Origin of the sequence: Streptomyces sp. 351MFTsu5.1, assembly GCF_000383655.1 — a bacterium.
GTDB lineage: Bacteria > Actinomycetota > Actinomycetes > Streptomycetales > Streptomycetaceae > Streptomyces > Streptomyces griseorubiginosus.
Map to the genome: position 1 here is coordinate 223,959 of NZ_KB911782.1, position 19,792 is coordinate 243,750.

General features: G+C 73.3%; 17 protein-coding genes. 9 read left to right on the forward strand and 8 right to left on the reverse strand.

Translation table 11 applies throughout. The features are described from left to right. Nucleotides 1–61: 61 nt before the first annotated feature. Nucleotides 62–838, reverse strand: coding sequence for a hypothetical protein (locus H295_RS0119975; protein ID WP_020137117.1), 777 nt, complete (start codon nt 836–838; stop codon nt 62–64). A gap of 245 nt (nt 839–1,083) precedes the next feature. Here H295_RS0119975 and H295_RS0119980 point away from each other — a divergent pair, with 245 nt between their 5' ends. After that, nucleotides 1,084–1,536 (forward strand): peptidoglycan-binding domain-containing protein, encoded by a 453-nt coding sequence (locus tag H295_RS0119980; protein WP_020137118.1) that lies wholly within the window; start codon nt 1,084–1,086, stop codon nt 1,534–1,536. Between the two features lie 70 nt (nt 1,537–1,606). Here the strand turns inward: H295_RS0119980 and H295_RS0119985 are convergent, their stop codons facing one another. Then, nucleotides 1,607–2,284 (reverse strand): uracil-DNA glycosylase, encoded by a 678-nt coding sequence (locus H295_RS0119985; protein ID WP_028809551.1) that lies wholly within the window; start codon nt 2,282–2,284, stop codon nt 1,607–1,609. A 145-nt stretch (nt 2,285–2,429) separates the two neighbouring features. On the opposite strand from H295_RS0119985, the gene H295_RS0119990 reads away from it, so the two are divergent. Both H295_RS0119990 and H295_RS0119995 read left to right on the forward strand, forming a co-directional pair. Beyond that, nucleotides 2,430–3,401 carry an N-acetylglucosamine kinase gene (locus tag H295_RS0119990; protein WP_020137120.1) on the forward strand — a complete coding sequence of 324 codons (972 nt, stop codon included), beginning with the start codon at nt 2,430–2,432 and terminating at the stop codon, nt 3,399–3,401. A gap of 95 nt (nt 3,402–3,496) precedes the next feature. Beyond that, nucleotides 3,497–4,420, forward strand: coding sequence for a sirohydrochlorin chelatase (locus H295_RS0119995; protein WP_106960896.1), 924 nt, complete (start codon nt 3,497–3,499; stop codon nt 4,418–4,420). Between the two features lie 193 nt (nt 4,421–4,613). On the opposite strand, the gene H295_RS0120000 is transcribed toward H295_RS0119995, so the two are convergent. Both H295_RS0120000 and H295_RS0120005 read right to left on the reverse strand, forming a co-directional pair. Further along, nucleotides 4,614–5,645 (reverse strand): lactonase family protein, encoded by a 1,032-nt coding sequence (locus H295_RS0120000; protein WP_020137122.1) that lies wholly within the window; start codon nt 5,643–5,645, stop codon nt 4,614–4,616. A 122-nt stretch (nt 5,646–5,767) separates the two neighbouring features. Continuing rightward, entirely contained in the window at nt 5,768–7,255 is a 1,488-nt protein-coding gene (locus H295_RS0120005) for an FUSC family protein (RefSeq protein WP_020137123.1), read from the reverse strand. A 204-nt stretch (nt 7,256–7,459) separates the two neighbouring features. Here H295_RS0120005 and H295_RS0120010 point away from each other — a divergent pair, with 204 nt between their 5' ends. Further along, nucleotides 7,460–7,936 (forward strand): Lrp/AsnC family transcriptional regulator, encoded by a 477-nt coding sequence (locus tag H295_RS0120010; RefSeq protein ID WP_020137124.1) that lies wholly within the window; start codon nt 7,460–7,462, stop codon nt 7,934–7,936. 19 nt (nt 7,937–7,955) lie between these two features. Then, entirely contained in the window at nt 7,956–8,642 is a 687-nt protein-coding gene (locus tag H295_RS0120015) for an HAD family hydrolase (protein ID WP_020137125.1), read from the forward strand. 6 nt (nt 8,643–8,648) lie between these two features. Here H295_RS0120015 and H295_RS0120020 read toward each other — a convergent pair whose 3' ends face one another. After that, nucleotides 8,649–9,143, reverse strand: coding sequence for an FBP domain-containing protein (locus tag H295_RS0120020; RefSeq protein ID WP_020137126.1), 495 nt, complete (start codon nt 9,141–9,143; stop codon nt 8,649–8,651). A 70-nt stretch (nt 9,144–9,213) separates the two neighbouring features. On the opposite strand from H295_RS0120020, the gene H295_RS0120025 reads away from it, so the two are divergent. Beyond that, entirely contained in the window at nt 9,214–9,783 is a 570-nt protein-coding gene (locus tag H295_RS0120025) for a TetR/AcrR family transcriptional regulator (protein ID WP_020137127.1), read from the forward strand. Between the two features lie 16 nt (nt 9,784–9,799). Further along, the gene (locus tag H295_RS0120030) at nt 9,800–10,969 is read left to right on the forward strand and encodes a GDSL-type esterase/lipase family protein (protein ID WP_020137128.1); all 1,170 of its coding nucleotides are present in this window, start codon (nt 9,800–9,802) and stop codon (nt 10,967–10,969) included. A gap of 59 nt (nt 10,970–11,028) precedes the next feature. Here the strand turns inward: H295_RS0120030 and H295_RS0120035 are convergent, their stop codons facing one another. Beyond that, entirely contained in the window at nt 11,029–11,835 is an 807-nt protein-coding gene (locus H295_RS0120035) for a LysR substrate-binding domain-containing protein (protein WP_078616700.1), read from the reverse strand. A 58-nt stretch (nt 11,836–11,893) separates the two neighbouring features. Here H295_RS0120035 and H295_RS0120040 point away from each other — a divergent pair, with 58 nt between their 5' ends. Both H295_RS0120040 and H295_RS0120045 read left to right on the forward strand, forming a co-directional pair. Then, the gene (locus tag H295_RS0120040) at nt 11,894–12,277 is read left to right on the forward strand and encodes a DUF5997 family protein (protein WP_020137130.1); all 384 of its coding nucleotides are present in this window, start codon (nt 11,894–11,896) and stop codon (nt 12,275–12,277) included. Nucleotides 12,278–12,389: 112 nt separating this feature from the next. Then, complete coding sequence (locus H295_RS0120045) at nt 12,390–14,561, forward strand: TerD family protein (RefSeq protein WP_020137131.1); 2,172 nt, start codon at nt 12,390–12,392, stop codon at nt 14,559–14,561. 234 nt (nt 14,562–14,795) lie between these two features. Here the strand turns inward: H295_RS0120045 and H295_RS0120050 are convergent, their stop codons facing one another. Both H295_RS0120050 and H295_RS0120055 read right to left on the reverse strand, forming a co-directional pair. Continuing rightward, entirely contained in the window at nt 14,796–15,674 is an 879-nt protein-coding gene (locus H295_RS0120050; RefSeq protein ID WP_020137132.1) for a fructosamine kinase family protein, read from the reverse strand. A gap of 91 nt (nt 15,675–15,765) precedes the next feature. Further along, nucleotides 15,766–19,785, reverse strand: a complete 4,020-nt coding sequence (locus H295_RS0120055) for a helix-turn-helix domain-containing protein (RefSeq protein ID WP_020137133.1) — start codon at nt 19,783–19,785, stop codon at nt 15,766–15,768. Nucleotides 19,786–19,792: the final 7 nt, after the last annotated feature.

Consider the following 19,792-nt stretch of genomic DNA (forward strand, 5'->3'; position numbering starts at 1 on the left):
GTAGGCGGCTCGAAGGAGAGCACGCAGCCGGTTTTCCGCAGTCACCGGTGTCGTACGGCCCTCAAGCCGTGCCCTTCCGGAGAACCGCCATCACGTCTCCGGAGGAGACCGTCTGTTCCCCGTCCGGGCTGCGGACGGTGACGGACCTGCCGAGGTCACTGAACCGCACCGAGAAGGAACGGCCGCCCTCGACCCGGTACTCGGCGAGCCGCAGCCTCGGATCGCCCCGCTCCGGGACGTACACCCGGACGGTCACCGGTCCCGTGGTCCGGGACAGCGGGCGCAGCCGCTCCCCGTCACGCACCGTCACGGGGCCGGAGACCACGTCACCGGCGCCCGTCGCGGCCTCCGCGAGCAGCGACCCCGTCCGGCACACCGGCGCGATGCCCTCCGACTCCGGTACCTCACCGGGCAGGGTCGTGACCATGTACGAGCCCCGCAGCAGCTTGGCGGCGGTCCACCGCACGTCCTGCGCCGGATCCGCGACCGGGTCGGGCTCGGGGACCTCCTCGTCCCCGGCGAGCCTGCTCACGGCCTCGGACAGTGCGCTGTCGGCCCAGCGCGTCCACACACGCTCCCCGATCAGCAGGCTCTCGGCGTCGCCCACCGTGTCCGCGCAGGCGCCGTGGCCGTCGAGGCGGGCGTCGAAGCCGGTCCGCGAGCCGTCGGGGCCGCGGAACTCCCCCGCCATGCGGAACGACTGCGCCTCGCCCAGCGGCTGAAGCGCCTCCTCGAAGGCCCGCGCCTCACCGCTGCGCCCGTCGACCGTGCACGACGTCATCGAGACGGCCGCGAGCAGCACTGCCGCGCACACCCCGCCGCCACGCGTCACCTGCATGCCCATCTCCCCGCCCCGCGCCACCCCGTCCGGCCAACAAGTGGATTATCGGCCAGAGTCAATGAATTCCTGACGCAAATCTCTTGCCGTGCATTCTCGGGATTTGGCCCGAATTCAGTCATACGAAAAAGAAGCTCGTATTCGCACGGGATTCGGGCGCATTCCCCTGGCACGCTGTGGTCGACGCGACCGCAGGCACCGGTGGTCGCGTCGTATCCGTCGCAGTCGACAGGAAAGAGAAAGCAGTGCGAACTTCTCTGGCCAGGACACTCGTCACCACCAGCGCCGTCCTCGGTATCGCCCTGGGAGGGCTCGCGGGAGCGGGTGCGAGCGTGGCGGCCCCGCAGCACTCCACCAAGGCCGCGGTCAGCAGCTCGCGACTCGCCCCCCAAGCGGTCAACAACCTCGGCCTGGACACCGCCCGGGCCAAGAACTGGCAGAGCTGCCTGAACGCGTGGGGCTTCAACGCCGGTACCGAGGACGGGCAGCTGGGCACCAACAGTTGGAAAGCGGCCCAGCGCATGCTCAATGCGTGGGGTTACAACGCCGGTACCGTCGACGGAATCGTCGGGAGCAACACGATCACGGCGCTCCAGAAGTTCCTGAACAACGTCGGCGAGAACGCGGGAACCCCCGACGGTATCGCCGGTCCGCAGACCAGGGCCGCCTTCTGGAATTACAACGCCACAGGTTGCTGAGCGGAACCTGAGTTCCGTGCAGGGCTGGTCGAGCGGCTCGTCGGCCGCTCGGCCCGCCCGCACCGCCGTCTCAGGGGAGTCGCCAGTCCACCGGCTGCACGCCCTGCCCGACGAGGAGGTCGTTCGCCCGGCTGAACGGGCGGGAGCCGAAGAAGCCCCGGTCCGCCGACATCGGGGACGGATGCGCGGACTCGATCGCGGGCAGTTCCCCGAGCAGCGGGCGCAGATTGCGCGCGTCACGGCCCCACAGGATCGACACGAGCGGCTTGCCCCGCGCCGCGAGGGCGCGTATCGCCTGCTCGGTGACCTCCTCCCAGCCCTGGCCGCGGTGCGCTCCGGGCTTGCGCGGGGCCGTCGTCAGCGCCCTGTTGAGCAGCAGCACGCCCTGCCGGGTCCACGGTGTCAGGTCGCCGTTGGACGGTCTGGGCAGCCCGAGGTCGGAGTGCATCTCGCGGAAGATGTTCTCCAGGCTCCCCGGCAGAGAGCGCACCTCCGGCGCCACCGCGAAGCTCAGCCCGATGGCCATCCCCGGCGTGGGGTAGGGGTCCTGACCCACGATCAGGACGCGTACGTCGTCGAAGGGCTGCTGGAAGGCCCGCAGCACGTTCTGTCCGGCCGGCAGGTAGGTCCGGCCGGCCGCTATCTCGGCCCGCAGGAAGTCCCCCATCGCGGCGATGCGTTCGGCCACGGGTTCCAGGGCCTTCGCCCAGCCCGCCTCAACTAGTTCATGCAAGGGTCGTGGTGCCACAGCGCGTCACCCTACTGGCCCGCACCGACACCCCGTGTACGCAGGGAGGCCCGGCGCCCGGGCCGCTACTCTTCCTCCACTCACGCGGCCGACGACTCACGCAGCGGCCGGCTCACGCGGCCGACGGCCGGGAAGGGGCGAGTTCGTGGCGGAAGGGTTCCTGGCCGTCGACTCCGGCGGGTCCGGCCTGCGGGCGGTGGTGGGCGTCCCGGGGCGGGAGGCCACGGCCCCGCGGGGGTCCGGGGTGCCGGTACGGACGGGCCCGCGCGGGATCGATCCGGGGCATCTGGTGGAACAGCTCGTGCCCCTGGTCCGGTCCCTGCTGCCCGAGGCGGGAGTGACCGCGCTCGGCACGGCCGTCGTCGGAGCGGCCGGCATGGCGACCCTGGGCGGCGCCCTGCGGGCCGAACTGCCCGATGCGCTGGCCCGGGAGTTCGGGGTCCGGACCGTCGCGCTGGTCGCGGACGCGGTGACCGCCTACACCGGCGCCCTCGGCCCGCGCCCCGGCGCGGTGATCGCGGCCGGCACCGGTCTGATCGCGATCGGCACCGACCTCAAGGAATGGCGCCGCGCGGACGGTTGGGGCCATCTGCTGGGCGACTGCGGCGGCGGGGCGTGGATCGGGCGGGCCGGGCTGGAGGCCGCGCTGCGCGCCCACGACGGGCGGCCCGGCGGCTCTACGGCCCTGCTGGCGCTGGCCGAAGAGATGTTCGGGCCGGTGCGGGAGCTGCCCGGCAAGCTCTACCCGCGGCCGGACCGGCCCGCCGTGCTCGCCTCCTTCGCACCCCAAGTGGCCGCCTGCGCCGACCGCGACCCGGTCGCGAGCGGCATCCTGCGCGAGGCGGCCCAGCACATGGCCGGGTCGGCGGCCGCGGTCTGCCCGGCGGAGGGCGAACCGCGGGTCTGTCTCACCGGTGGCTTGTTCCGGGCGGGTGCCGCCCTCGTCGTACCGGTGGAGGAAGAGCTGAGGCGGCTGCTGCCGCACGCCCGGAACGTCCCCGCTGCGGGCGGGCCGTTGGAAGGATCGGTACAGATCGCCACAGAACTGGCGCGGGGTTCGTTCACCCTGCCGAGTGACGAGTCGATGGTGTACCTGGTGACCCCAAAGAGGTGCTGAAGGGGACGTAACTCATCAGACAAAACCGGACGGATACCGCTCACCTGCACCCTCCCCGAACAGGGAAGCCCAGGAAACCAGTAACATGCGTCGCCATGAGCTCCCCCACTGGGCCCGCGTCCGGCCTGCCAGTACGAATGCCGCGACCTCGCCAGCCCGGGCGGCACCGCCGACCCGAGCCCCTGGCGGCTCCCGAGGGCGCGCCCGCGCTCGTCCTCGCGGTCCCGGGCACGCCCGGTGCCGCCACGCGCGGTCTCGCCGAGGAGGTCGTGAGCATCGCGCGCTCCGAGCTGCCCGGCCTCGACGCCCGGATCGGGTACCTCGACGGCGACGACTCGGAGTTCCCCACGCTCCAGGGCGTCCTGGTGCACGCCGCCGAGGAGCGCACGGCCCGTTACGAGCAGGCCAAGGCCGCCGGGGTGGACGTCAGGGAGCCCGAGGGCCCCGTCGCCGTCGTCGTACCGCTGCTCGCCGGCCCGGACAACGCGCTGCTGCGCCGCATCCGCCAGGCCGTGATGGACAGCCGGATCGCGGCCGACCTCACCGATGTGCTGGGCCCGCACCCGCTGCTCGCCGAGGCGCTGCACGTGCGGCTGTCCGAGGCCGGGCTGGCCCGCGCGGACCGGGCCAGGCTGTTCACCGTGGCCACGGCCGCGGACGGCATCGTCCTGGCCGCCGTGGGCGGCGAGGAGGCCGTGCAGGCGGCCGGGATCACCGGCATGCTGCTCGCCGCGCGCCTCGCGGTGCCGGTGATGGCGGCGGCGCTCGACCAGGAGGGCTCGATCGCGTCCATCGCGGACCAGCTGCGGTCCGCCGGTTCGCAGCAGCTGGCGCTGGCGCCCTACCTGATAGGGCCGGAGATCGACCCCGCCGTGATCGAGGAGGCCGCCAAGGAGGCGGGCTGCTCCGCCGCCGATCCGCTCGGCCCCTACCCGGCGATCGGCAAGCTCGCCCTCGCCAAGTACACGACCGCGCTGGGCATCGCCCCGCAGCAGGCACAGGGCGCGCCGGTGCGCTGACCGCGCCGCCCCGCCCCTTGTGCCGAAAGGGACCACTCCAGCAGTCGGAGCGGTCCCTTCGGCATGTGTGACGGCGGCGTCGCCCCGGTAAGGCGAACCGGGCCGTGGCGGACGAGCCGACCCAGGCAGTGAGCAGGCCCGGGCAGACGAGCCGGCTCCGGGCAGGCGAACCACCCAGGTGCGGCGCGCGGTTTCAGTCGAGGACCACGCAGGACGCGGCCGGTACCTCGATCGAGCCCTCGTAGCGCGGCAGGCCGGTCTGCGGATCCACGACGAACCAGGTCACCTCGCCGGAGCGCTCGTTCGCCACGTACAGGTATCCGCCGGACTCGGCCAGCGCGCGCGGCCATTCGCCGCCGCAGAAGACCGTGCCGACCAGCCGCAGTTCGTCGCCCTCGACGGCGAACGTGGACAGGACGTCCTCGCCGCGGGTGGCGGTCCACACGAACCGGCCGTCGGGGGAGGCTACGACACCCGAGGGGTAGGCGTTGCCCGCCGGGGGTCCGGCCAGCACCCGCGTCTCGCTCAGGGGCTTCAAGAGCCCTTCTTCGCCGTCCCAACGGCAGACGGTCAGGGTCGGTGTCAGCTCGTTGAGAACGTACGCGTGGCGGCCTTCGGGGTGGAAGGCCAGGTGGCGGGGGCCGGAGCCGGGGCGCAGGGCGATCTCGCGGTGGACGGCGAGGGTGCCTCCGGTCAGCGTGCACACCCGGACCGAGTCGGTGCCGAGGTCGACGGTGACGATCCACCGGCCGCTGGGGTCGGGCTGCACCTGGTGGGCGTGCGGGCCCTGCTGGCGGGGGGTGTGGGGACCCGACCCGGTGTGCCGGAGCACGGCGGAGGGGGCGGCCGTGAGGGCGCCGTCCGCGCGCAGGGGCACGGCGGTGACGCTACCGGAGCCGTAGTTGGCGGTGAGGACGTGCCCGGCGTGCACGGCGAGATGGGTGGGGCTGTTCCCGTCCACCGGCACCGGCGGCCCCGCCGGCTCGGGCCGCTCGCCGGTCACCCGGTACGCGGCCACCGCGCCCTCGGCCGTCTCGCTGACCGCGTAGAGCACCTCGCGGTCGGCCGACAGGGCCAGGTACGACGGATCGGGTACGCCCTTCAGGGCCCCCAGGGCCTTCAGCGCCCCGGTGTCCGGGGACACGGTCGCCGTCACGATGCCGGGCCCCCCGGCCGCCGTGAACGACCCGATGTAGGCCCGTCGCCGCCCGCCGCCTTCTGCCACCGTGGTCCCCTCTCGGTCCTGTGCCGTTCGGGGCGACGGTAGCAGTCGATCACGACCGGTCTAGACCAGCCCGGGTCATCTTCACGGACGGAGCGGACGGACGGGGGCCGGGGAGGTGGCCGTCAGGCTCCGACCAGCCGTGAGCCGGACGGCGCCCGCAGGGGCGTGGCCAGTTCCGCGAGCGCCCTCTCCAGGCCGTGGAGATGGGCCAGCGCGGGCTCCTCCGCGAGCGGGCGGTCGGTGACCGGGAGGTCCCGGCCGCCGGTGAGCGCCTCCACCGCGGCCTCCACCCGCCAGCACGCGGCGGCCAGCCGGGCGTCGTGCGAGGCCTCCGGATCGGCGGCGACGGCGACCAGACCGCGGATCTCGCGGGCGCAGTCGTCGAGGAGGGCGAGCACCCGGCGGGCGCGTCGCTTGCGGGCCGACATGGGGGTGAGGGGGTGCACCAGCGGGGCCACCGAGAGACGGACCCTGCCGAGCAGCTGTTCCAGTTCGGCCACCCGGCCGGCCGGGTCGGCGTCCGGCACGCCGGCCAGCCGGGCCGCCGCCTCGGCCGTGCAGGCGTGCACACAGCGCAGGGCGCGCTGGATCCAGGCGTCGGTGACGGCGTGGGTGGTGATCGGCAGCACGAAGAGCACCGCGAGGACGGCACCGACCGCACCGACGCCGGTCTCCGTGAGGCGCAGGGCCAGCAGACCGGGTTCGAGCACGCCGAGGAGGCCGTAGAGCAGCTCGGCGAGCAGGGTGACCCAGAGCATCATCCAGGTGTACGAGACGGCGGCCGTGTAGAAGATGCCGAAGACGCAGACGGCGACGAGTACGGCCGTCGGGGCCGGGGCCCCGTGCAGCGGTACGGCGACGAGCAGACCGAGTCCGATGCCGATCAGGGTGCCGAGGACCCGGCGGAAGCCGCGCACCAGGGTCTCGCCGCGCGAGGTGGTGTTCACGAAGATCCACCAGGTGGCGCCGACGGCCCAGTACCAGCGCTGCCCGGAGATCAACTGGCCGACGACGAGGGCGAAGCCCGCTCCGGCCGTGGCCTGCACCGCCTGACGGGTGGTCGCGCGGGCCAGGCCGGTACCGGCGGGCGGGGCGGGCACGGGCGCGGGGGGCAGCCGGCGCTCGTAGCACCACAGTCCGAAGCGGACCACGGCCGCGGTGAGGACGGACAGCAGGACAGCGACGTACAGCTCGGGCAGTTGCCCGGTGCCGGCGTGCAGGAACTGCGCCACGAAGAAGGTCATGAACGCGAAGACCCCGAGGCTGTGCCCACGCGGGCCCCAGCGCCGGGCGTAGACGCCGGCGCCGACCACGGCGAGGAAGGTGAGGTCGCGGGCGACGGGGTGGTCGTGCAGTCCGGCCGCCGCGGTGAGGACCGGCAGGCCGACGACGGGCAGCAGCGCGGTGGTGACCGCCTGGCCCCGAACGGTGGCGTCCGTGACGGTGAACAGGGCGAGCAGCGCGGCCAGGCCACCGGCGACGGCACCGGTGAGGGAGTGCCCCGCGAGGCCGCAGACGACGACCGCGCAGCCGATGCCGAGCACCGCTCGCGCGGCGAAGCGCAGCCGGACCCGGCCCGGGTCCGGAGCCATGAACACCCTCTTCAGCACGTACCGCCCCCTGGAACTCTCCGGACACCGGCATGGAAAAGGCGCCGCGGGGATCCGCAGCGCCATCGACGGGCACATTGCAGCATCCTCACCGCTGTCGGCTCAAGCGAGGCCGAATATGCTGGGCCATTGGTACAGGCGGAGCGGTCCTGCGGCATCCATCGGCGGGCCATCGGACCACGTGAGCGCGGAAGGTCGTACGGCATGGCCGTGGACGAACTCGACACCCGGATCCTGCGACTGCTGCTGGAGCAGCCGCGGACGAGCGTGCGGGAGTACGCCCGGATTCTGGGCGTGGCCCGCGGGACCCTCCAGGCGCGGCTGGACCGTCTGGAGCGGGACGGCGTGATCACCGGCACGGGGCCCTCGCTGTCGGCCGCCGCGCTGGGGCATCCGGTGCTGGCGTTCGTGCACATCGAGGTGACGCAGGGGCGGCTGGACGACGTGGGGGACGCGCTGGCGGCGGTGCCGGAGATCGTGGAGGCGTTCTCGATCGCGGGCGGCGGGGATCTGCTGACGCGGGTGGTGGCGCGGGACAACGCACATCTGGAGGACGTGATCCAGACGGTGATCAGCCTGCCGGGGGTGGTGCGGACGCGTACGGAGGTGGCGTTGCGGGAGCGGGTGGCGCACCGGCTGCTGCCGCTCGTGGAGTCGGTGGGGCGCGCGGCCCGGGGTTGATCTTTGTCATCCTGGAGCCATGAGCAGGCTCAGCGGCACATCGGTCATCTTCGATCTCGACGGAACGCTCGTGGACAGCGAGCCGAACTACTACGAGGCGGGCCGACAGCTCCTCGCCGAGCACGGTGTCCCGGACTTCGGCTGGGCCGACCACGAGCGGTACGTGGGGATCAGTACGCGCGAGACGGTCGCGCGGTGGAAGTCGCGGTACGGACTGCGGGCGTCCGTGGCGGAGCTGCTCGCGGACAAGAACCGGCGCTATCTGGAGCTGGCCCGGGCCGCCACGCGCGTGTACCCCGAGATGCGGAAGTTCGTGGAGCTGCTGGCAGCCGAGGGTGTGCCGATGGCCGTGGCCTCGGGGTCGTCGCGGGAGGCCATCGAGGCGATCCTGGCCGGGACGGGCCTGGACGCGCACCTGCGGACGGTCGTCTCGGCCGACGAGGTCGCCCACGGCAAGCCCGCGCCGGACGTCTTCCTGGAGGCGGCCCGCCGGCTGGGTGCGGCCCCCGCCGACTGTGTGGTCCTGGAGGACGCGGCCCCGGGCGCGGCCGCCGCGCACGCGGCCGGAATGCGCTGCGTCGCGATCCCGTACGTCCCCGCCCAGGCCGACGCCCCGGACTTCGCCCACGCCGGTCTGCTGCTGCGGCGAGGCCAGGAGGAGTTCACGGCGCGGGCGGCGTTCGCGTGGGTGACGGGGGCGTCCTGAAAAGTCCTACGACCCCACCACCTTGGCGATGAATGCGGTGAGGTTCGTGACCGTCCGCTGGACCTTCTCCTCCAGGGTGAGCGTCTCGTGCAGGCGCGCGCCCGCCCCGGCCTCCCGCTTGCCCCGCACGTACAGCGAACACGCGAGGTCGTCGCATATGTAGGCGCCGACCGAGTTCCCCTGCTGCCCGGCCTTGCCCGCCTTCGGGGCGACCATCAGTGAGACCCCGCCGGTGTGGGTGGTGAGGCACATCGAGCACATGCTCTTGCGCGTCTGCGAGAAACCGCGCGCACCGGCCCGCAGTTGGACGGCCCTCGGGCGGCCGTCCAGCACGGTCACGAGATAGGCGCGGTCGGGGGCCTGCGGATCGCGCCAGCCGAGGTAGTCGAGGTCCTCCCACGGCCGCTCGGCCAGGTCGCGCGGGACGGACAGGCGCTTCGCCTCACCCTTGGTGCAGTTCACGAAGGCGGCGCGGATCTCTTGCTCGGTCAGCGGTTCCATAACTTCACGCTAGTTTGCCTAAAAGCTTTAGGCAAACGCATAATCGGTTCAGGCGGACGAGAGGACATGCATGGCACGGGCAGGGCTGACGACGGAGCGACTGGTCCGGGCGGGCGCCGAGCTGGCCGACGAGGTGGGCTTCGAACACGCGACGGTCTCGGAGCTGGCCCGGCGCTTCGACGTGAAGGTCGCGAGCCTGTACTCGCACGTCAAGAACTCGCAGGACCTCAGGACCCGGATCGCCCTGTTCGCCCTGGAGGAGCTCGCCGACCTCTCCGCCGACGCGGTGGCCGGGCGGGCCGGCAAGGACGCCCTGATCGCGTACGCCGACGTCTACCGCGACTACGCCCACGCACATCCCGGCCGCGCCGAGGCTGCCCGGACGAGGCTCGACCCCGAGACCGCGGCCGCCAGCGCGGGCGTACGGCACTCGCAGATGATGCGGGCGATCCTGCGCGGCTACGACCTGCCCGAACCCGCCCGGACCGATGCCGTACGGCTGCTGGGCAGCACCTTTCACGGATACGCGAGCCTGGAGGGGGCAGGCGGGTTCAGCCACAGCTCACCCGACTCCGAGGAGTCCTGGAGACGCATCCTGGACGCCCTCGACACGCTGTTGCGCAACTGGCCCACCCGCTGACCGACAGGCTGAGGACATGCCCGACTGGATCACCACACCCGTCACCGCCGACCTGCTGCGCGGCGCCCTCGACGTGGAGCGGACCGAGCTCGGTGTGCTGCCGCACCGGCTGCCCGCGCGGGCCCGCGCCCAGAACACCGACGAGCAGCTGGCCATGGCCGAGTCCCAGCCCGCGGGGGTACGGCTGGTCTTCCGCACCCGGGCCACCGCGGTGGAGCTGGAGACCCTGCCGACCAAGCGGACCTACGTGGGGGCGCCACCGCGGCCGCACGGCCTGTACGACCTGGTCGTCGACGGACGACCGGCCGGTCAGGGCAGCGTGCTGGGCGGCAACGTCATCACCGTCGACATGACCGCGGGGACCTCCGAGGTGCGGCCGGGCCCGCCCGGGAGCGTGCGGTTCGACGGGTTGTCCGGTGAGGCCAAGGACGTCGAGATATGGCTGCCGCACAACGAGACCACCGAGCTGATCGCCCTGCGCACCGACGCGCCCGTCGAACCGGCCCCTCCCGCGGACCGCCGGGTGTGGCTCCACCACGGCAGCTCCATCAGCCACGGCTCCGACGCGGCGAGCCCCTCACATACCTGGCCCGCGGTCGCCGCGACGCTGGGCGGCCTTGAGCTGATCAACCTGGGCCTCGCGGGCAGCGCGCTGCTCGACCCGTTCACCGCGCGGGCGGTGCGGGACACCCCCGCCGACGTGATCAGCCTCAAGATCGGCATCAACATCGTCAACCATGACCTGATGCGGCTGCGGGCCTTCGGTCCGGCGGTCCACGGGTTCCTCGACACGGTGCGTGAAGGCCACCCGGACACGCCCCTGCTGGTCGTCTCGCCGATCCTGTGCCCGATCCACGAGGAGACGCCGGGGCCCTGCTTCCCGGACTTCAGCGAGATCGGGGAAGGGCGGTTCCGGTTCCGGACGATGGGCGATCCGGCGGAGCGCGCCACCGGGAAGCTGACCCTCCAGGTGATCCGCGAGGAACTGGCCCGGATCGTCAAGCAGCGGGCCGCCGAGGATCCGCAGCTGCACTACCTGGACGGGCGTGAGCTGTACGGAGAGCCCGACACGGCGGACCTCCCGCTGCCCGACGACCTCCACCCGGACGCGGCGACGCACCGGCTCATGGGGGAACGGTTCGCGGGGGCGGTTTTCGGGACGGACGGGGTGTTCGGGGGCAGCTGAGCGGCCAGGACGGCACGAGACCGGGGCGCTTCACCCTCTGCGCTCGGGCTTGCCCCGTCTCACCCTCTGCGCTTGGGCTTGCCCCGTCGACCCGCCGCGCCCCCCTTGGCGCCGCCGGCCCTGCCGGAGCCTCCCCTGGCGCCCCTGGCCCCGCCGGAGGCTCCCCGCGCCGCGGCTTTCCCGCCGCCCCCTCCCGGCTTGCCGCCGCCCTTCCCGGCCGGTCCCTTCTTCGGTTCCGGCTCCTGCTTCGGCTGCGTCCGTCCCCGTGAGCTGTTCACCGTCCGGCCCCGGACGATGCCGATGAAGTCCTCGACCAGGTCCGTGGTGGCGTCCTCGGGCCAGGCGAGGGCGACGGCGGACTCCGGGGCGTCGGTGACGGGGCGGTAGGTGAGGTCGCGCCGGTGGTGGAGGCGGGCCAGGGACTGCGGGACGACGAGGACGCCGATGTTCGCCGCCACGAGTTCGATCGCGTCGGCCGTGGTGGCCGGACGTTCGAAGGCCGGTTCGCCGGGCGGCCGCTCCCAGCCGATGACGTCGTCGAGGGGATGGACGACGACCTCGTCGGTGAGGTCGTCCAGGGTGATCTCCTCGGCCGCGGTCACCACGTGGTCCTTGGGGACGACGACGACCGTGGTCTCGGTGTAGAGGGGGATCGCGCTGAACACCGTACGGTCGACCGGGAGTCGCACGAGCCCGGCGTCCGCGCGGCCGTCGCGCAACACGTCGGAGGCCTCGGAAGGCGTCACCTGGAGGAGTTCCAGGGGGATGTCCGGCAGCCGCTCCTGCCAGATCCGTACCCACTTGGCGGGCGTCACCCCGGGGACGTACGCGAGCCGGAAGGACGGGGATGCTGGCGAGTCTGTCACGCGGCAAGGTTACCCACTGTGGTCGGAGGTCTCGTGCGCGGCCGATAGTCTTGATGCCATGACGTCGCACCAGAACACCCAGACGATGAAGCCCGCGACCGCGGCGAAGAAGCTGGGTGTGTACCTCCCCGCCACCCCTGCCGAGTTCCAGGAGGGTGTCGTCTCGCGCGCCGAGCTGAACGAGCTCCAGACGAACCCGCCCCAGTGGCTCCAGGACCTGCGACGCAACGGCCCGCACCCCCGTCCCGTCGTCGCGGCCCGGCTGGGTGTCTCCATCGCCGGACTCGCCCGCGGCGGGATCACCGAGGCGCTCACCACCGAGCAGATCGAGGCGCTGCGCGAGGACGGCCCCGAGTGGCTGGAGAAGGAGCGCGCCACGCAGGCGGAGGTACGCAAGGAGGCCGTGCGCCTGAAGGAGAAGAAGGCCAAGGAGCAGGACTAGCGCCCGGCGGGATCACCCGCAGGACCAGCGTCACCCGGGGCCCGAACAGGGTTGCACCCCCGCCCCGAAAACTCCGGTGCGCCCGGTCGAACACCTTTGCGACCATTCCGGCATGATCCACCGTCTGGAACGCCTGGTCATCCGGCACACCCTTCGCATCCCCTCCCCCGCGGGCCCCGCCGGGGCGGGTGACGTCGCCGCGCGGCAGTTCGACGCCGCGCTGTTGTCCGTCGGGTTCAAGCTGTCGGCCGACGCGCTGAGGACGCTGTCGGGGCTGTCCGAGGACACGGTCGTCGACACCGCCGTGCGCACCCTGGACACCGTCCGTGAGCTGGTCGGCGACCATGTGGGGCACAACGTCTACTTCGTCGACTTCCCGGCGAACGTCCCGGACACCTTCGAGTTCTGGACGCGCTGCGTGACCGAGGCGCTGGAGGACCGCAAGGCCCGACCCGGCATCATCGCCCAGCTCCGCACCGGTGTGATCAACCTGCTCACGCTGCCGTCGTACGGCGCCTACCGGCACACCTACGAGGAGATGCTGGCCGCGCACGACGAGCTGCTCACGGCGGCGGGCGACCGGCTGACCGTCCTGCACCTGGGCGGCCCGCTGGAGGCCGAGGTCACCGCCCTGTACCTGGCGCTGGCCGGGAGCAGCACGCCGCTGGGCGAGGAGCACCTGGCCGACCTCGGGGTGCTCGCCCGGTACTGCGCGGACGGCCCCCAGCCGGAGACGATCCCGGTGCGGGAGAACCGTGCCGTGGTCAACGCGGCCCGGCTGAAGGCGGGTTCGTCCCCGCTCCTGGACACCGTGACCGATGTGCTGCGGCTGGCCTGCGCGGTGTCGGACGGTGACGTGAGCCTTGAGCAGCCGACCCGGTTCCGCACGATGTCCCGGCCCGTGCGCCGCGCCCTGCTCGCGGGGCTGGACGAGGTCGTCGCCGGGACGCCCGCCAAGCTCGCCGACGTCCTCGCGCACCGCGAGGCCTTCAAACGGCTCGGCGAGCGTCTGCACCCGCACGAGTACCCGCGGTGGCCGCATGCCGCCGAGGTGTTCGCCGTCGCCCGGGGCGAGAAGAAGGCGTGCTCCTTCGACGGCCGGGTGGAGGCGCTGTTCGAGGCCGGGGACGTCACCGGGGCCGCCGAGCTGCTCAAGTCCGCGCCGGGCAAGCTGTTCCGCGGGCTGGACCGGCTGCTGCGTTGCGCCGCCGGCCAGGAGGAGCGGGACGCCGTGGTGGCCGCCGTGGAGGAGGTCGCGCCGGAAGTCTCCGGACGGGTCGTGCTGTCGGTGCGTGAGTACCTGCACAACCGTGCCGAGGAGACGGGCCGCAAGCGGGTGTTCATCAACCGGGGCGGGCGCGCGCATGTCACCGACGACGCGCGTCGGGCCGTACCGGAGGACGAGCGCAAGCGTCTGATCGCGTTGCTCGACGCGGAGACGGCCCGTCGACTCCCTTCTCCCGAGCGGCTGTTGGTGGATCCCGATGTCCTCGGGGTGGCGCTTCCGCTCAGCGGGCGGGCGACCGCGGCCGGGCTCGGTGTGCTGCCGCGGGGTTCCGTCTCGCGGGTCGAAGGGGAGCTGCTGCGGTTCTTCGTGTACTGGAAGCAGAAGCAGCGCGTCACCGACTACGACCTGTCGGCGCTGCTGCTGGACGCGGAGTACGACACGGTGTCGTGGCTGTCGTACACCAATCTCCGCGCGGCGGAGGGCGAGCACTCCGGTGACATCACCAACGCCCCGGACGGCGCCTCGGAGTTCATCAACCTGCGGCTCGGGGCGGTGCAGGGCACGTACGTCGTCCCGCAGGTCAACATCTTCTCCGGGGAGCAGTTCGAGGAGGCCGAGGAGTCCTTCTTCGGGTTCATGCTGCGCGAGGGCGAGCAGAAGGGGCGGCCCTTCGAGCCCCGTACCGTGCGCATGAAGTCGGAGCTGCGCGGTCCTGGCCGGGTGGCGCTGCCGCTCGCGTTCCGGCGTGCGGAGGACGGGACGTGGCACGCCAAGTGGCTGCACCTGTACCTGAAGGGGCATCCGGCGCACAACCGCGTCGAGGGCAGCCAGGTGTCGGTGGCGAACCTGCTGCGCTCCGTCGTCGAGCGCGAGCAGCTCACGGTCGGGTACCTGACCGGGCTGATGGCGAACGGCGGTACGGACGTGGCGACTTGGGACGCGACGGCGGTGCCGGACGGACCCGTGACCTACATCGGTCTGGAGCGGCCCGAGGGCCTGCACCCGGACTCGGTGGTCATCACCCCGGAAAACCTGCGCGACTTGATCCCCGAGTGACTGTTAGCGTTACGCCTGGCGAGGCCATGGAAGGGCTTCCTTCTCAATTGCGATGAGACCCCATGGGGCTCGGATTTCAGTCCTTCCGCTCTCCTCGCCCTCGACGTGACGCTCGCGGTGAGGCCATGAAGGGGCTTCCTTCTCACCGGTCTCGACAACCGGCCTTGCAATGGCCCCAGTTCCTTCGCTCTCCTCGCCGCGACGTCATGAGCCCAGGCGGTCCCGGACGGTGTCTCACCGTTCCAGGGCCGCCTTCGCCGTGCTGAGCGCCTGCTCCGCGTATCCGCGCCCGAACAGCACGGCGTGCACCAGCAGCGGGAAGAGCTGGTGCAGTCCGACGCGGTCCCGCCAGCCGTCGGCGAGCGGGGCGGCCCGCTCGTAGCCCCGCAGCACCTCGTCCAGGTGCGGGCAGCCGAACAGGTGGAGCATCGCGAGGTCGGTCTCGCGGTGGCCGCCGTGCGCGGCCGGGTCGATCAGCCAGGCGTGGCCGTCGGCGCCCCAGAGGACGTTGCCGTTCCAGAGGTCACCGTGGAGCCGGGCGGGCGGCTCGGCGGGGCCCGCGAGGTCGGGCAGCCGCTCGCAGAGCTGTTCGATCACCGGGGCCTCCCCCGAGGCGATCGTGCCGTCGTCCACCGCGCTCCGCAGATACGGCAGCACCCGGTGCTCGGCGTACCACGCGGGCCAGTCGGCGCCCTCGACGTTCCGCATCGGCGCCCGCCCGATGTACGCCTCCCGCGGGCCGCCGGGCGGCGCCGAGCCGAAGGCGGGGGCACCGGCGGCGTGCAGGGCGGCCAGTGCGTGTCCCAGGCCGGCCGCCGCGTCCCTGCCCGGCCGGCCCCTGGGCACCGGATCCGTGACCAGCCACCGGTCGTCATGGCCGTGCACGACGGGCACCCGTACCTCCACGCCCCCGGCCCCCGCCTCTCCCAGCCAGCGCAGACCCGCCGCCTCGGCCGTCACTTCGCCGGGCGCCTCGCCCCGCTTGACCATCACCGTCCGGCCGTCGTCGAGGGTGACTTCGGTCAGCGCGCCGGACACCGGGGACTCCCTGGTCGCCGTCCGGCCGGTGAGACGTGCCGCCGCCGCACCCGGGCCGTCACCGTCGTCGTACACCTGAACCTCCCTCGTCACCACAGCCCCCATGGTGCCCGAGGGGCTCCTGCACGGCCTCAGGCCCGGGTGACTCCGGGCGCCCCTGTCCCGCTCAGTTCTCCTTCCGGCAGCGGTTCTCGGGCAGGTCCGTGACGAGTTGTTGCCAGCGGGGGCCGTCCTGGGCCCGGGTCAGCCGGCACACCTCGGCGGCCCGGTCGTCCACATCGGGGTTCCACAGCCGTACCGTGCCGTCGACACCGCTGCTGGCGAGCGTCCGCCCGTCGGGGGCGAAGGCCACGCCCCACACCGCGTTCGTATGACCGGTCAGCGTGGCCACCGGTCCTCGCGCCCGCGTGTCCCACAGCCGCACGGTGCCGTCGTTGCCGCTGCTGGCGAGCGTCCGCCCGTCGGGGGCGAAGGCGAGTCCGCGGACCGAGCCGGTGTGCCCGGTGAGCGTGGCCGTCGCCCGGTTCCCCGCGGGGTCCCACAGCCGCACGGTGCCGTCGTTGCCGCTGCTGGCCAGCGTCCGCCCGTCCGGGGCGAACGCCACGGCGCGCACGGCGCCCGTGTGTCCGCCGAGCGTGGCGAGCGGCTGCCGGCGGGGCACGTCCCACAGCCGTACGGTCAGGTCGTCGCTCGCGCTCGCGAGGGTGCGGCCGTCGGGGCTGAACGCCACCGCGTTCACGAAGTCGGTGTGTCCGAGCAGGGTGGCCAGCGGTGTGCCCCGGGCCGCGTCCCAGAGGCGGACCGTGCCGTCGAGGCCGGCTGTGGCCAGGGTGCGTCCGTCGGGGGCGAAGGCCACCGAGAACACCGCGCCCGTGTGCCCCCGCAGCACCGCGAGCTGCCGACGCCCGGCCACGTCCCACAACCGGACGCTGCCGCCGGAGCCGGCCGAGGCCAACGTGCGTCCGTCCGGGGCGAAGGCCACCGAGAACACCGCGCCCGTGTGCCCCCGCAGCACCGCGAGCTGCCGACGCCCGGCCACGTCCCACAACCGCACCGTGTGATCCGCGTCGGCGGCGGCCAGGGTCCGCCCGTCCGGGCTGAACGCGGCGTGCCAGACCTCCGTGAACGGGCGGGCCGTCAGCGCCGAGCGGCCGAGGTCCCACAGCACGACGGACTCGTCGAACCCGGCCGTGGCGAGCAGCGTGCCACCGGGGCCCGCCGCCACCCCGAGGACGTAGTCGGTGTGCCCCGACAGGAGGGTCGTGATCCGGTGCCCGCGCACGTCCCACAGGCGCACCGCGCCGTCCCCGGCCGCGCCGATCACCGTGGTCGAGTCGGGGGTGAAGGCGACCGCGTTCACGTCGTCGCTGATGCCGGTCAACGCGGCGGTGCTCCGCAGCCGCGCGGGGTCCCACAGCCGTACGACACGATCGGCGCCGCCCGAGGCGAGCGTGCGACCGTCGGGGGCGAACGCCACGCCCAGGACCTCGGCCGAGTGCCCGGCGAGAACGGCCAGCGGCCGGTGCCGGACGGTGTCCCACAGCCGTACGGTGTGGTCGGAACCGCCCGAGGCGAGGGTCCGTCCGTCGGGGCTGTAGGCCAGGGCGTTGACGGCGTCCCGGTGTCCCCTGAAGGTGGCGACCCGGTCGTGGGAGCCACCGGCCCGCCACAGGGTGATCGTGCCGTCGGAGCCCGCCGAGGCCAGGGTCCGCCCGTCGGGGGCGTAGGCGACGGCCCGCAGCGGAACGTCCGTGGTGAGGCCGGCGACGACCCGGCGCGCGGCAACGTCCCACACCCGCACGGCTCCGCCCGCCGCTCCCACCACCGCCGCGGCCAGCATGCGCCCGTCGGGGCTGAAGGCCACCGAGCGCACCTTGCCGGGCGCGGTCAGGACCGCGGTCTGGCGGCGTTCGGCGGTCCGCCAGAGCCTGACCGTCCCGTCGCTGCTGCCGCTCGCGAGCAGACCGCCAACGGGAGCGAAGGCGACGGCGTTGACGGGCCCCGCGTGCCCGGTCAGCCGGCCGGCGAAGTACTGCGCCTGGGTGCTGAGCAGGGCGCCGCGGGCCTCCGTGGTCGGTGCGGTGGCGTAGGCCTCGGCGGCGAGCAGCAAGGCAGCCTCCGGCTGGGCGCTCGCCATCGCGGTGGACCGTACGGCCAGGGACTGGGACAGCGTGACCCGGCTCTGCCGCAGTGCCTCGGACCGCTGCTGGTAGGCGAGTCCCCCAGCGGTCACGGCCAGGCCCAGCAGGGCCGCGAGCAGGGCCAGCAGGCGGCGCTGCCGACGCGCCTGGCGCCGGTCGGCGTGCTGCCTCCGGAGTTCCTCGGCCCGGCTCGCCTCGTAGAACTCCGCCTCCCTCGGACCGAGTTCGGCCCGGTCCGCGACCTCCCGTGCCCACTCCGCAACCGTGGCGAGCCGGGGCCCCCGGTAGAGCAGGGAGGGGTCGCGTCCTTCGCGCTCCCATTCGGCCGCCGCGTCGGCGAGCTGCTGCCGGATGAGCAGTCCGGCCCGGTCCGCGTGGATCCAGCCGCGCAGTCGGGGCCAGACGTGCAGCAGCGCCTCGTGGGTGATCTCGACGGTGTCCCGGTCGACGGTGATCAGCCGGGCCCGCACGAAGGCGTCGAGGGCCGCGGCCGCCGCCGCGGGGTCGGGAAGCTGGTCCAGCAGCACCGCGCGGTCGAGTCTGCGGCGCGTCTCCTCGCTGCCGTCACCGAGCTGCACCAGCCGGACCAGGGCTTGGCGGATCATGGTCTGTTCGGCGGGGTAGAGGCGGGCGAACCCGGTCTCCGCGGTCCGCGCGACGGCCCCCTGGATACCGCCGCTCCGTTCGTAGTCCGTGATGGTCAGGGTCCGCCCGTCCCCGCGCTGCCAGGTGGCCATCAGCGCGTGGGAGAGCAGGGGGAGGGCGCCGGGCGGGGCGGGTGCGGACTCGTCGTGGTCGGGCGGTCCGTCCGCCGGGCGCGGTGGGGGCGGTTCGTGCGGTTCCTCCGGCGCGTGCCGTGCGTGCCGTGCGCTCGACGGGTACGGCGGGTGCGGTGCATGCGGTGGGTGCGGTGCGGCGGTCGGGTCCGAGCGCAGTCCCACGTCGCGCAGCAGCAGGGGGACGAGGCCGGGCGCGAGTTCGAGGCCGGCCTGCCGGGCGGGGCGGGTGATCGACTCGCGCAGTTCCCGTACGGTCATCGGCCGCAGCACGAAGAGCCCGGCGGCGAACACCGCGGCGAGTTCGGGATGGTCGAGACAGCGACCGGTGAAGTCGGCCCGCATGCCGAGGACCACGGCTGACGGGGCGTCGCCGGGCCCGGCGGCGTCCCCCTGAAACGACTGAACCGACTGAACCGACGTCGACAGGGCGCACAACGCCCGTATGAAGGCACGCCGTTCGCCCTCGTCGGGGCAGAGCGTGAAGACCTCCTCGAACTGGTCCACCAACAACACCAGTCGGCTGGGCGGCGGTTCACGGTCGGCCGGGGCCCGGTCCTCGCCCTCGGTCCGGTGCCGTGCCCGCGCTATCGCCGTGGAGAGCCGGGACGGGTCCTCGCGGAGTTCAGCGGCCGTGACGGCCAGGTCCAGGCCCAGTGTCGCGGAGGTGCGGGACAGGAGTTCGTCGAGGGGGTGGGCCGTCGGGGTGAGGGCCACGACCGGCCAGTCCCGTGACCCCGCCATCGGCAGCGCGCCGTTGCGCAGGGCGGGCACGAGTCCGGCGTTGAGCAGCGAGGACTTGCCCGCCCCTGACGGCGCCGCCAACAACAGCGGTCCGCTGCCCACGCGTTCGAAGAGCCGGTCGACCAGCGCGACGGTCGTCCGTTCACGCCCGAAGAACCAGCGGGCATCCTGGGCGGTGAAGGCGGCCAGGCCACGGTAGGGGCACTCCCGCTCCGGCTCCCCGGACCGGCCGGACCTCTCCGCGGGGGTCTGTGGCAGCAGCCGCAGGAGAGCCCCGCCCGCGTGCAGCGCCTCGTCACAACGGCGCCCGACGTCCGCCGTGGCCGGCTTGGAACCGTTCTCGATCTTGCTGAGATACCCCTTGCTGTAGTGCACCCGCTGAGCGAGCGCGGTGAGCGACAGCCCTCTCTCGTGTCGCAGCCGTCTCAGCGCGGAGGGGAAGTCCGGCGGCGCACCACCGGCACCCCCTTTTCCGGTCGCACCGTCCGTCGCCCTGTCCCCGGTCGTGCGCGGGTTCTCGACCACGCCACCT

Bases quoted from the DNA above. Each gene is read 5' to 3' on its own strand.
- H295_RS0119975 (WP_020137117.1), bottom strand. From the start codon at position 838: ATGCAGGTGACGCGTGGCGGCGGGGTGTGCGCGGCAGTGCTGCTCGCG.
- H295_RS0120020 (WP_020137126.1), bottom strand. From the start codon at position 9,143: ATGGAACCGCTGACCGAGCAAGAGATCCGCGCCGCCTTCGTGAACTGC.
- H295_RS0120015 (WP_020137125.1), top strand. From the start codon at position 7,956: ATGAGCAGGCTCAGCGGCACATCGGTCATCTTCGATCTCGACGGAACG.
- H295_RS0120010 (WP_020137124.1), top strand. From the start codon at position 7,460: ATGGCCGTGGACGAACTCGACACCCGGATCCTGCGACTGCTGCTGGAG.
- H295_RS0120040 (WP_020137130.1), top strand. From the start codon at position 11,894: ATGACGTCGCACCAGAACACCCAGACGATGAAGCCCGCGACCGCGGCG.
- H295_RS0120025 (WP_020137127.1), top strand. From the start codon at position 9,214: ATGGCACGGGCAGGGCTGACGACGGAGCGACTGGTCCGGGCGGGCGCC.
- H295_RS0120045 (WP_020137131.1), top strand. From the start codon at position 12,390: ATGATCCACCGTCTGGAACGCCTGGTCATCCGGCACACCCTTCGCATC.
- H295_RS0120030 (WP_020137128.1), top strand. From the start codon at position 9,800: ATGCCCGACTGGATCACCACACCCGTCACCGCCGACCTGCTGCGCGGC.
- H295_RS0119995 (WP_106960896.1), top strand. From the start codon at position 3,497: ATGAGCTCCCCCACTGGGCCCGCGTCCGGCCTGCCAGTACGAATGCCG.